The organism is Phyllobacterium sp. 21LDTY02-6, assembly GCF_023554255.2.
Lineage (GTDB): Bacteria > Pseudomonadota > Alphaproteobacteria > Rhizobiales > Rhizobiaceae > Phyllobacterium.
Map to the genome: position 1 here is coordinate 489,435 of NZ_JAMJWD020000002.1, position 11,730 is coordinate 501,164.

10 protein-coding genes are annotated in these 11,730 nt (G+C 61.3%); 1 reads left to right on the forward strand and 9 read right to left on the reverse strand.

The genetic code is table 11. The annotated features are described in order from the left end of the window. The 4 genes from M8997_RS08675 to M8997_RS08690 form a co-directional block, all read right to left on the reverse strand. A partial coding sequence (locus tag M8997_RS08675; protein ID WP_371929542.1) for a hypothetical protein occupies positions 1–984 on the reverse strand: 984 nt, incomplete at its 3' end. 232 nt (positions 985–1,216) lie between these two features. After that, on the reverse strand, positions 1,217–3,136 hold the full coding sequence (gene dnaK, locus M8997_RS08680) for a molecular chaperone DnaK (protein ID WP_250016100.1): 1,920 nt from the start codon (positions 3,134–3,136) through the stop codon (positions 1,217–1,219). 253 nt (positions 3,137–3,389) lie between these two features. Next, complete coding sequence (locus M8997_RS08685) at positions 3,390–4,376, reverse strand: Gfo/Idh/MocA family protein (protein WP_250017176.1); 987 nt, start codon at positions 4,374–4,376, stop codon at positions 3,390–3,392. Positions 4,377–4,447: 71 nt separating this feature from the next. Next, a complete protein-coding gene (locus tag M8997_RS08690) occupies positions 4,448–5,338 on the reverse strand; it encodes a LysR family transcriptional regulator (protein ID WP_250016102.1) in 891 nt (296 codons plus the stop codon). Positions 5,339–5,454: 116 nt separating this feature from the next. Between M8997_RS08690 and M8997_RS08695 the strand changes: the two genes are divergently transcribed. Then, positions 5,455–6,450, forward strand: coding sequence for an aldo/keto reductase (locus tag M8997_RS08695; protein WP_250016105.1), 996 nt, complete (start codon positions 5,455–5,457; stop codon positions 6,448–6,450). Positions 6,451–6,595: 145 nt separating this feature from the next. Here M8997_RS08695 and pheT read toward each other — a convergent pair whose 3' ends face one another. From pheT to infC, 5 genes are all read right to left on the reverse strand, one after another. Next, positions 6,596–9,013 (reverse strand): phenylalanine--tRNA ligase subunit beta, encoded by a 2,418-nt coding sequence (pheT, locus tag M8997_RS08700; protein WP_250016107.1) that lies wholly within the window; start codon positions 9,011–9,013, stop codon positions 6,596–6,598. Between the two features lie 67 nt (positions 9,014–9,080). Beyond that, positions 9,081–10,163 carry a phenylalanine--tRNA ligase subunit alpha gene (gene pheS, locus M8997_RS08705; RefSeq protein WP_250016109.1) on the reverse strand — a complete coding sequence of 361 codons (1,083 nt, stop codon included), beginning with the start codon at positions 10,161–10,163 and terminating at the stop codon, positions 9,081–9,083. 118 nt (positions 10,164–10,281) lie between these two features. Then, positions 10,282–10,686 (reverse strand): 50S ribosomal protein L20, encoded by a 405-nt coding sequence (rplT, locus tag M8997_RS08710; RefSeq protein ID WP_250016111.1) that lies wholly within the window; start codon positions 10,684–10,686, stop codon positions 10,282–10,284. Positions 10,687–10,705: 19 nt separating this feature from the next. Continuing rightward, the gene (rpmI, locus tag M8997_RS08715) at positions 10,706–10,906 is read right to left on the reverse strand and encodes a 50S ribosomal protein L35 (protein WP_250016113.1); all 201 of its coding nucleotides are present in this window, start codon (positions 10,904–10,906) and stop codon (positions 10,706–10,708) included. A 286-nt stretch (positions 10,907–11,192) separates the two neighbouring features. Continuing rightward, complete coding sequence (infC, locus tag M8997_RS08720) at positions 11,193–11,729, reverse strand: translation initiation factor IF-3 (RefSeq protein ID WP_250017187.1); 537 nt, start codon at positions 11,727–11,729, stop codon at positions 11,193–11,195. Between the last annotated feature and the right edge of the window lies 1 nt (position 11,730).

Consider the following 11,730-nt stretch of genomic DNA (forward strand, 5'->3'; position numbering starts at 1 on the left):
GGCCTCGACACCCGGAACGGTCGGCAGCGACGCTGTAACGTTGGGTGTTTGCAACTCGGGCGATGCCGGTTCCACTTTCGCAGTGCCCTTGTCGGCATTTGGCGTGACGGGCAGCGATGGCGAGGTGACAACGTCTGGTGCTTCCGCTTTGGGTGCTGCAGGTTCGATCGCTACGGCGGTTTGAACGAGCGTGGGCTTCGACGCAGGCGCCTCGGCCTCGGCACCCGGGGCGGTCGGCAGCGACGCTGTAACGTTGGGTGTTTGCAGCTCGGGCGATGCCGGTTCCACTTTCGCAGTGCCCTTGTCGGCATTTGGCGTGACGGGCAGCGATGGCAAGGTGGCAACGTCTGGTACTTCCGGCTCGGGCGCTGCAGGTTCGATCGCTACGGCGGTTGGAACGAGCGTGGGCGTTGACGCAGGCGCCTCGGCCTCGGCACCCGGGGCCGGTGCTGGGCGCTCCGTGTCGACAATTGCCGGTATCTTGGGCGCCTCATCCTCGGCACCCGCGACGGCCGGCAGCGACGCTACAACGTTGGGTGTTTGCAACTCGGGCGATGCCGGTTCCACTTTCGCAGTGCCCTTGTCGGCATTTGGCGTGACGGGCAGCGGCGGCAAGGTGGCAACGTCGGGCACTTCCGGCGCGGGCGTTGCTGCCGGCTCGATCTTTGTGGCAGCTTCGGCCGGAACCTCGGAAGCGGCCGGCTCGGCCTTCGACTCGAATGTCTGCACGCCAGTCGCCTCTTGCTCCTTCGGCTTCGGAGCTTCCGGACTGGTTCCGGCCAGCACGACCAGTGGCACCGCCGTGGCGTCCACTTCCGGCTTCTGCCGTTCCGGCGTCGCCAGTGCGCCGCCTGTCGGTTTTACTTCGGTTTGCGGCGTGCCGAATGTGCTTGCCGCGGCCTCAGGCTTTGCTGCGTCTTCCTTGCAACCGGAGAGCATGGTTGTGCAGAGTAGCGTTGCCACCAATGTGCGCTTGATCAACATGATACCTCCACCAATGACTTTCTGAAAAACGTTCGTTCTGAAAAAGACGGCGCTGCGTGCCCGCAGCGTCAAATCTGCGCGGTTACATAGCGACCATAGGGGTAGTAAAATATGAACTCCAGGATCAAGTATTTACGGCACCGAGACTTGTGTCAATTCAGCTAAAGTCTGAGAACGACACAAAAAAAGCCCGGCTCAAAGGCCGGGCTCCTTCTCAATCCTGGATGAACGATCAGGCAGATTTCTTCTTGCCGTCTTCGTCGATCTCTTCGAAATCGGCATCGACGACATCGTCATCCGCCTTGGCCGTCGCGTCAGCACCTGCTTCGGCACCAGCCTCGCCGGCCTGAGACGCCTCGTACATTGCCTGGCCAAGCTTCATCGAAGCTTCGGCGAGAGCCTGGGTCTTGGCCTTGATGTTTTCCGCATCATCGCCTTCAACCGCAGTCTTCAATTCACCAAGCGCAGTCTCGATCGCAGTCTTGTCTTCCGCCGATACCTTGTCGCCATATTCCTTCAGCGACTTCTCGGTGGAATGGATCAGCGCCTCGGCCTGGTTCTTCGACTCGACAGCCTCGCGCCGCTTCTTGTCGGCTTCGGCATTGGCCTCGGCGTCCTTGACCATCTTTTCGATATCGGCATCGGACAGACCGCCGGATGCCTGGATACGAATCTGGTGCTCCTTGCCGGTGCCCTTGTCCTTGGCCGACACGTTGACGATACCGTTGGCGTCGATGTCGAAGGTGACTTCGATCTGCGGGATACCGCGCGGTGCGGGCGGAATGCCGACCAGGTCGAACTGGCCGAGCGCCTTGTTGTCGGCGGCCATTTCACGCTCGCCCTGGAAGACGCGGATCGTCACTGCCGACTGATTGTCCTCGGCGGTGGAGAATGTCTGCGACTTCTTGGTCGGGATCGTCGTGTTACGCTCGATCAGGCGGGTAAAGACACCGCCCAGCGTCTCGATGCCGAGCGAAAGCGGCGTAACGTCGAGCAGCAGCACGTCCTTGACATCGCCCTGCAGCACGCCCGCCTGGATGGCGGCGCCCATGGCGACGACTTCGTCCGGATTGACGCCCTTGTGCGGCTCCTTGCCGAAGAATGCCTTCACGACTTCCTGAATCTTGGGCATGCGGGTCATGCCGCCGACGAGAACGACTTCATCGATCTCACCGGCCTTCAGGCCAGCATCCCTGAGCGCTGCCTTGCAGGGCTCGACGGTGCGCTGGACCAGATCGTCGACCAGGCTTTCGAACTTCGAGCGCGAGAGCTTCATGGTCAGGTGCTTCGGTCCGGAAGCATCGGCCGTGATGAAAGGCAGGTTGATTTCGGTCTGCTGCGCGGAAGAAAGCTCGATCTTGGCCTTCTCGGCGGCTTCCTTCAGGCGCTGCAGCGCCAGCTTGTCGTTCTTCAGGTCGATGCCCTGTTCCTTCTTGAACTCGGCTGCGAAATATTCGACCAGACGCATGTCGAAATCTTCACCGCCAAGGAACGTATCGCCATTGGTGGACTTCACTTCGAACACGCCGTCGCCGATCTCGAGGACCGACACGTCGAACGTGCCGCCGCCAAGGTCGTATACGGCGATCGTCTTGCCGTCCTTCTTGTCGAGGCCATAGGCCAGTGCAGCAGCGGTCGGCTCGTTGATGATGCGCAGGACTTCGAGGCCAGCGATCTTGCCGGCATCCTTCGTCGCCTGACGCTGCGCATCATTGAAGTAGGCCGGAACGGTGATGACGGCCTTCTCGACCTTCTCGCCCAGATAGGATTCAGCGGTTTCCTTCATCTTCTGAAGGACCATCGCGGAAATCTGCGAGGGGGAATATTTCTTGTTGTGGACCTCTACCCAGGCATCGCCATTGTCGCCCTTGACGATGCTGTAAGGGACCAGCTTCTTGTCCTTCTCGACCGTCGGATCGTCGAAACGGCGGCCAATGAGGCGCTTGACGGCGAAAACGGTGCCTTCGGGATTGGTCACAGCCTGGCGCTTGGCCGGCTGGCCAGCGAGGCGTTCATCGCTATCCGTGAATGCGATGATCGAAGGCGTCGTACGCGCACCTTCCGCATTTTCGATGACCTTCGCGTTCTTGCCGTCCATGACAGCAACGCAGGAATTGGTCGTTCCCAGATCGATACCGATAACTTTTGCCATTACTCTTCTCCATTCAGCAGGCTGCCGGGACCTCTGCCGAGCATTCCATGTAAGCAGCCCCTAGGGGGTTTAACAATTCAGAACTGCCGGGGCGGGCGGTTCTTACAGTGTTGCTGGCTATATAAGAAGCGGAAATTTGCCATGCAAGAAGGAAGCGCCGCTATTTGCACCTCATAATGCCCCAAAACCCGCGTGAAACGGGCGAAAAATGCGACAAACCGCTTTGCGAGGTGCGACGATCGCCGTCCCGGAGCTAGACCTGCTCCCACTCGCCGGAAGCGTCGGCCCTGTAGATGGCGTCGATCAGCTTCTGATTGAGCACCGAATCCTCGAGCGTGAAGATGCCGTCCTTCGCGCCGCGCGCCGCCTGCACGAAAGCCTCGACCTGGAGGCGGTAGTGGTCGACGCCGCCAAAATTGAACTCCTGCGCCTGATCATGCGCCGCATTGTGGAGCCAGACCTTGGCGTGGTCGTATTTGCCGGTATTGAACGGCGCCAGCACCTCGATATAGCCCTTGTCGCCGTGGAACACCACGCCTTGCCGCGACGCGAGCTGCGTCGCCACATAGAAGGTCAGTTCGAAGCTGTCGAACCTGGCGCAGACATTGGCGTAGCGATCGGTCCCGAACACCTCGTCGCGTTCGACGGTGGCCCGCACACGCTGCGGCTCCTCGCCCGTCACGAAGCGCGTCACGACCGTAGGATAGACGCCGATGTCCGGCAGGGCGCCGCCGCCCAGCGATAGCTGGTTACGCATATTGCCGGCATCCGTGTTGTAATAGGTGAACGCGGCCTGCACGTGGCGCAGCCGGCCGATCGCGCCTTCCGCCACCAGCTGGCGCACTTTCAGCCATTGCGGGTGATAGGTGACCATGAAGGCTTCGGAAACCAGTACGCCATGCCTGTCCCTCGCCTCCTGCAACCGGCCTATCTCGTCGGCCTTCAGAGAGATCGGCTTTTCGCAGAGGACATGCTTGCCGGCATTGGCGGCCTTGAGTGCCCATTCGATGTGCTGGGACGTCGGCAGCGGAATGTAGACGCCGTCGATTTCGTCGGAAGCGAGGAGTTCCTCATAGGAGCCGAAGGCATGCGGCGCGCCGAACCGGGCGGCAACGTCCCGCGCCTTGCCGATATCGCGGCTGGCGATGCCGGCCAGAACCGAATTCTCAGCAGCGCATATGGCGGGAATGACCGCCGTCACCCCGATCTTTGCCGTCGACAATACACCCCAGCGAAACATCATGCCTTCTCCCTTCATCCACGGAACGGTTCTAGATAAGCCAAAATGGCATCAATGCAACCCGCGCTGCATCAGCCGGTATATTTGAAGAAATCGATGAAGGCCCGCAGCGCCGGCCGCATCTGGCGCCGGCTGGGATAATAGAGATAGACGCCGGGAAATGGCGCGCACCAATCGACGAGGATGCGACGCAGCCGTCCTTCGGCGATGGCGGCGCTCGCCATGTTCTCCAGCACGAAGGCGATGCCGGCGCCATCGAGCGCCGCCTCCAGAACGAGGCGGTCGTCGCCGAGAATGAGCGGACCCCGGACATCGAGCACGAGTTCTTCATCGTCCTTCTCGAATTCCCATCGGTAGATCTGGCCGCTGGCGAATCTTCGCCGGATACATGGATGCTCCAGCAATTGGCGCGGGTGCAGCGGCATGGCCTTGCCTTCGAGATATTCCGGCGAGGCGATGATGCTGGCGCGGATCGGCGGGCTCATCCTCACCGCGATCATGTCGGGCTCGACGCTTTCGCCAAGCCGCATGCCGCCATCGAGACCCGCCGCGACGATATCGTTGAACGGTTCTTCCACCCGGATTTCCAGCACCACCCCCGGATAGGCCCTGCTGAAGGCGGCGAGCCGCGGCGCGAGCAGCCAGTGGGCGGCAAAGGGCGGCACGCTGAGCCGAAGATTGCCGGCGACACGGTTGTTGACTTCCTTGACCGCATCGAGCGCCAGGTCGATCTCCCCAAGCGCCGGCGCCAGACGCCTGAGCAGCAGCGCGCCTTCTTCGGTAACGGCAATGCTGCGTGTCGTGCGCGACAAGAGGCGCACGCCGAGCGCCGCCTCAAGGCTGGATACCGCGTGACTGACGGCGGAGGGCGCTATTCCAAGCTCCCGGGCCGCGCCACGAAATCCCCCGCATGCCGCGACGGTGGCGAAGATGGCAAGCTGCGGCAGGCGGTTGCGGTCCATTGTTCTATCTAATGGAACAGCGTGTGAATTATCAACCGAATTCACGAACAGGCTGGCGTGCCCTATCTTCCGGTTCTCCCACCCAATCTTCCAGTTCTCATACAAGGAGACCAGTGATGAACAAACGCAAGCTTGGAAGCGCGCTCGAAGTATCGGCAGTAGGCCTTGGATGTATGGGCATGACCTTTGCCTATGGCGGCCAGGATGAGGCCGACGCGATCCGCACGCTGCATCGGGCCGTGGATATCGGCGTGACATTCTTCGATACGGCGGAGGTCTACGGGCCTTTCGACAATGAAATCCTCGTGGGAAAGGCATTGAAGCCCTATCGCGACAGGGTCGTGATCGCCACGAAGTTCGGTTTCAAGATCGCCGATGAGGGCGTGGGGCCGTCGCGCATGATCGGCGTGGACAGCCGCCCGGAACATCTGAAGGCGGTGGCGGAGGCCTCGCTCGGCCGTCTCGGCGTCGATGAGATCGACCTGTTCTATCAGCATCGCGTCGATCCGAATGTACCGATCGAAGAAACGGTCGGCGCCATGGCGGAGCTTGTAAAGCAAGGCAAGGTCAAGGCGCTCGGTCTCTCGGAGGCCAGTGCCTCCACCATCAGACGCGCGCACAAGGTGCATCCGATCACGGCGGTGCAAAGCGAATATTCGCTTTGGAGCCGCGATCCGGAGGAAGAGGTCCTGGCAGTATGCCGGGAACTCGGCATCGGCTTCGTACCCTATAGTCCTCTCGGCCGCGGCCTGTTGACCGGCGCCATCAGCAAGCCCGACGAACTCGGCGCCGACGACTGGCGCAAGAACCTGCCGCGCTTCCAGGCCGATGCGATGGCGGCCAATGCTGCCCTGATCGCAACGCTCAAGGGCATGGCCGAGGCCAAGGGCGTGACGCCGGCACAGCTCGCCCTCGCCTGGGTACTGCACCAGGGAGATTTCATCGTGCCGATACCGGGCGCCCGCAAGATAAAGCATCTTGAGGAAAACGCGGCCGCAGCGGGGATCGTTCTGTCCCGCGAGGAACTCGGCACGATCGGCGATGCGCTTGCGCCTTCCAAGGTGACAGGCAAGCGTTACCGCGATTCCGAGCTGGGCCTCGTCAATGGATAAACACAGGCGCTAAGCCAGCCGTAACGAGCAAGGTGGGGCGCTTCAGCGCCCTGCCCGAATAAACCAGGCCTGAATAAAACCGGGCCTGAACAAAATCGGGTTTGAACGAACAAGGGCGGCTTTCGAGCCGCCCTTGTTCGTCATGTCAGCCGCGCAGGGTTCCGCCGGTCTGTTTCACCACATTGTCGATGATCCGCTTGCTCAGCGCCTCGAAGTCCTCATCGGTCAATGTCCGCTCGACGGGCTGTATCGACACCTCGATGGCGACAGACTTCCTGTCCGCTCCCAGCGAAGCACCTTCGAACAGATCGAATACCTGCACGCCGGCAACGAGCTTCTTGTCGGCCGCAAGCGCGGCGCGCACGATGCTGCCCGCTTCGACGGCCTTGTCGACCACGAAGGCAAAGTCGCGCCTTACCATCTGGAAATCGGAGAGGGTAAGTGCCGGCTTGGTGCGCGTCGCCTTCTGCTTCGGCTCCGGAATGGCGTCGATGAACACCTCGAAACCGCACAGGCTGCCTGCGACGTCCAATGTCTCGAGCGTCTTCGGATGAAATTCGCCGAAGGTTCCGAGAACGACCTTCGGCCCAAGCTTGATCGTGCCCGAGCGGCCGGGATGATACCATTCGGGACCGCCAGCCTCGATCTGCAGCTTGTCCACCGGCGCGCCGCAGGCCTCGAGCACGGCGATCGCATCGGCCTTGGCATCGAACACGCCGACCGATTGGGCATTGCCCGACCAGTGACGGCCATAGACCTCGAAATGCGCCGTTCCACGGCGGACGCCGGAGGCGACGCGGCGTTGGCCTTCCGGCGTATCGTCCTCATAGGTGCCGGACACCTCGAACAGCGCGAGATCGTTGAAGCCGCGATCCGCATTGCGGCTCGCAGCAGCCAGCAGGCCCGGCAGCAAGGATGGGCGCATGTCGGACATGTCGGATGCGATCGGGTTGGAAAGCCGCAATTGCGCTGCGCCGCCGCCGAATGCCCTGGCTGCCTTTTCGGAGATGAACGACCAGGTGACCGCTTCCATCATTCCGCGCGAAGCCAGCGCGCGCTTCGCGTGCCGCGTGCGTATCTGCAGCGTGGTCAGGATCTTGCCGTTGACGGCGGCATGGCTCGAAAGCGGCTGCGGCTCGATGAGATCCACGCCGTGAATACGCATGACCTCCTCGACGAGGTCGGCCTTGCCGTCGATATCCGGACGCCATGACGGCACGAGAACTGCTACCTCCTCGCCCCTGCCCTGCGGCTGGAAACCCAGACGGGCGAGAATGTCGAGGCTGGTGTCGGATGGCACGTCGATGCCCGTCAGCCGCCGCACTTCGGAAGTGGGGAAGGTTACGCTTTTCGGCTTGAAACCTTCATAGCCGGTTACTCTGCGCTCCGACGGCGAGCCGCCGCAGAGTTCCAGCACCATCTGCGTTGCGAACTCGACGCCCGGCAGCATGTATTCAGGATCGACGCCGCGCTCGAAGCGATAGCGCGCATCGGTGATGACGCCGAGGTCGCGGCCGGTACGGGCAACGGTCATCGGGTCCCACAATGCGGATTCGATCACGACATTGGTGGTGTTCTCGTCGCAGCCGGAATGCTCGCCGCCCATCAGGCCGGCAAGCGACTCGACGCCTTCCGCATCGGCAATGGCGAGATAGTCCGGGCCAAGTTCATATTCCTTGCCGTTAAGGCCGAGGAGCCGCTCCCCCTGGCGCGCGCGGCGCACGGTCAGAACGCCGCCCTTCACCTTGTCCGCGTCGAAGACGTGCAAGGGGCGGCCCCTGTCGAAAGTGATATAATTGGTGATATCGACCAGCGCATTGATCGGGCGCAGACCAATGGCGATCAGCCGCTGCTGCAGCCATTTCGGGCTCGGTCCATTCTTGACGCCGGTCACGCTGCGCCAGGCGAAGCCGGGGCAAAGATAGGTTTCGGTGCCAAGGTCGAGCCTGACATCGACGAGCGGCGCGGATGTTCCCTGGACCGGCTCGACGCCGCCGTTCTTCAAGGTGCCGATGCCTGCGGCGGCCAGATCGCGGGCAATGCCATGAACGCTGGTGCAATCCGGCCGATTCGGCGTCAGGTTGATCTCGATGACCGGATCGTCGAGCCCGGCATAGGCGGCGAAGCTCGTTCCGACCGGCGCATCGGCCGGCAGGTCGATGATGCCATTATGCTCGTCCGACATTTCCAGTTCGCGCTCCGAGCACATCATGCCGAAGCTCTCGACACCACGGATCTTGCCGACCGCAAGCGTCATGTCGATGCCGGGGACATATGTGCCGGGCGCGGCGAAGGCACCGATCATGCCCGCCCGCGCATTCGGCGCGCCGCATACGACCTGCAGTGGCTTGCCATCGCCGGCATCCACCGTCAGCACCTGCAGCTTGTCCGCGTCGGGATGGCGTACGGCGGTGAGCACCTTGGCGATGACGAAGGGCTTCAGCGCCGCCTTGTCGTCCAGCGATTCCACTTCCAGGCCGATCATGGTCAGCGTCTCCACGATCTTGTCGAGAGAGGCCTCGGTTTCCAGATGGTCTTTCAACCAGGACAGGGTGAATTTCATCGTTTCACTCGTTTCTTGAATTTGCGTCCGGGACTGCGTTTCGTCCCATGGTTGGCAACTGGCCGCTTCAGGCGCTCAGACCACCGAACAGCGTCGGCATGTCGAGCGGGCGGAAGCCGTAATGCGACAACCAGCGAATATCGGCATCGAAGAAGGCGCGCAGGTCCGGCATGCCATATTTCAGCATGGCGATCCGATCGATGCCCATGCCCCAGGCGAAGCCCTGATATTCATCGGGATCGAGCCCGCCGGCACGCAGGACATTGGGATGAACCATGCCGCAGCCGAGGATTTCCATCCAGTCATTGCCCTCGCCGAAGCGGACTTCCTTGCCCGAGCGATCGCACTGGATATCGACCTCCAGCGACGGCTCGGTGAAGGGGAAATAGGACGGCCGGAAGCGCATCTTCAGCGCCGGCACCTCGAAGAAAGCCTTGCAGAACTCTTCCAGCACCCATTTCATGTTCGCGACATTGGCCGTGCGATCGATGACCAGGCCTTCCACCTGATGGAACATCGGCGAGTGGGTCGCGTCCGAATCCATGCGGTAGGTCTTGCCGGGAATGACGATGCGGATCGGAGGCTTCTGGTTCTCCATCGTCCTGATCTGGACGGGGCTCGTATGGGTGCGCAGGACGCGCCGCTCGTTCTTCTCGTCCGGATTGAAGAAGAACGTATCGTGCATTTCGCGCGCCGGATGGCCTTCCGGGAAGTTCAGCGCGGTGAAATTATAATAATCGGTCTCGATATCCGGCCCCTCGGCGATGGCGAAACCCATATCGGCGAAAATGGCGGTTATCTCATCGATGACCTGGCTGATCGGATGAATCCGGCCGCGCTCCGCCGGGGCAGCGCGCAGGGGCAGCGTGACATCGACCTTCTCCGTTTCCAGGCGTGCTGCAATGGCCGCGTCCTTCAGCAGCGCCTTGCGCTCGCTCAGTGCCTCGGTGATCCTGTTCTTGAGCCCGTTGATCTCCGGTCCCTTGACCTGGCGTTCCTCGGGAGACATGGAGCCGAGCGATTTGAGCTTCTCGGAAATCGCACCCTTCTTGCCCAGCGCGGCGATGCGGACGGCCTCGATGGCGGCCTCGTCATTGGCCGCCTCGATTTGTGCGGTCAACGCGCTTTCCAATTGTACCAGATCGTTCATCTTCTCACCCGTTTCACGGTTTGCTGCATTCGTCCGAAATCGAAAAACCCGCGCCAGCCGAGCCAGCGCGGGTTTCCCAAATGTGATGTTCCTGATGCTTTGGGAGCGGCTGACCCGTTTATGCGCGGACAGCGCCTTCAAAAGCGTTCGGAGTTGTGTCTTTCAGATATTCGAGCGCTTTCTTGGCGGAGGCCACGATCGCACCGAATGCTTCCGGCTCGTTGATTGCGAGATCCGAGAGAACCTTGCGGTCGACCTCGATACCGGACTTGCTCAGGCCGTCGATGAAACGGCTATAGGTCAGGCCATGCTCACGAACGGCAGCATTGATACGCTGCGTCCACAGCGCGCGGAACGTGCGCTTGCGGTTCTTGCGGTCGCGATAGGCATATTGCTTGGAACGATCGACGGCAGCCTTGGCGGTCTTGATCGTGTTCTTGCGGCGGCCACGGAAACCCTCGGCCTGCTTGAGAACTTTCTTGTGCTTGGCGTGGGACGTAACGCCCCTTTTTACACGTGCCATGATATGATCTCCTTAAAACTCAAAGGCCGTTCGGCAGGAACTTCTTCGCGATCTTCGCATCGGGATCCGATAGAACCATCGTCCCGCGCGCGTCACGAATGAACTTGTTCGAACGCTTGATCATGCCATGGCGCTTGCCAGCCGCGGCGGCTTTGATTTTGCCAGTTCCGGTGATCTTGAACCGTTTCTTGGCAGCAGATTTGGTCTTCATCTTGGGCATTTTGCTACTCCTTCTTGAGGCCGATTGCGATCCCCAACGGGATGCCGGCCTTTTCATTGTTGATTTCGAGCCGACCAAAGCCCGAAAGCATGCAAAACCGCCACGGCATGCCCTGCCGGGCGGTTTGAACGGGGTCTTATTAGCAGAAGTCGCGAAAAGCGCAACTATTGAATCGCGCCCTGCGGCTCAAAAGCCGCATTATCGGCCGCATGGCCAAGAACGGCAGAAATGCAAGAGCCGCCCGGAGGCGGCTCGCTGGTGATCCGAAAGTGACCAGGCCAACGCCTCAGCGCGGCGCGAGCACCATCATCATCTGGCGGCCTTCGAGCTTGGGCTCGGCCTCGACCTTGGAAATCTCCACGGTGTCTTCCTTGACACGCTCGAGCAGGCGCATGCCGAGTTCCTGGTGCGCCATTTCGCGGCCACGGAAACGCAGCGTCACCTTTACCTTGTCGCCTTCTTCGAAGAAGCGCTTGATCGCCTTCATCTTCACCTCATAATCATGGGTGTCGATGTTCGGCCGCATCTTGATTTCCTTGATTTCGACCGTCTTCTGCTTCTTGCGCGCTTCGGCCGCCTTCTTCTGGCCCTGGTATTTCAGCTTGCCGAGATCGACGATCTTGCACACCGGCGGTTCCGCGTTCGGCACGATCTCGACAAGGTCAAGCCCCGCCTCATCGGCCATGGCCAATGCTGCCTGAATGGTTACGATGCCATGGTTTTCACCTTCGGCATCAATGAGCTGTACCTGGGGTACCCGGATATCACGGTTGGAGCGGGGTCCGTCTTTCTGGACCGGCTGGGCTCTGAAGGGTCGGCGAATG

Bases quoted from the DNA above. Each gene is read 5' to 3' on its own strand.
- dnaK (WP_250016100.1), bottom strand. From the start codon at position 3,136: ATGGCAAAAGTTATCGGTATCGATCTGGGAACGACCAATTCCTGCGTT.
- M8997_RS08685 (WP_250017176.1), bottom strand. From the start codon at position 4,376: ATGTTTCGCTGGGGTGTATTGTCGACGGCAAAGATCGGGGTGACGGCG.
- M8997_RS08690 (WP_250016102.1), bottom strand. From the start codon at position 5,338: ATGGACCGCAACCGCCTGCCGCAGCTTGCCATCTTCGCCACCGTCGCG.
- M8997_RS08695 (WP_250016105.1), top strand. From the start codon at position 5,455: ATGAACAAACGCAAGCTTGGAAGCGCGCTCGAAGTATCGGCAGTAGGC.
- pheT (WP_250016107.1), bottom strand. From the start codon at position 9,013: ATGAAATTCACCCTGTCCTGGTTGAAAGACCATCTGGAAACCGAGGCC.
- pheS (WP_250016109.1), bottom strand. From the start codon at position 10,163: ATGAACGATCTGGTACAATTGGAAAGCGCGTTGACCGCACAAATCGAG.
- rplT (WP_250016111.1), bottom strand. From the start codon at position 10,686: ATGGCACGTGTAAAAAGGGGCGTTACGTCCCACGCCAAGCACAAGAAA.
- rpmI (WP_250016113.1), bottom strand. From the start codon at position 10,906: ATGCCCAAGATGAAGACCAAATCTGCTGCCAAGAAACGGTTCAAGATC.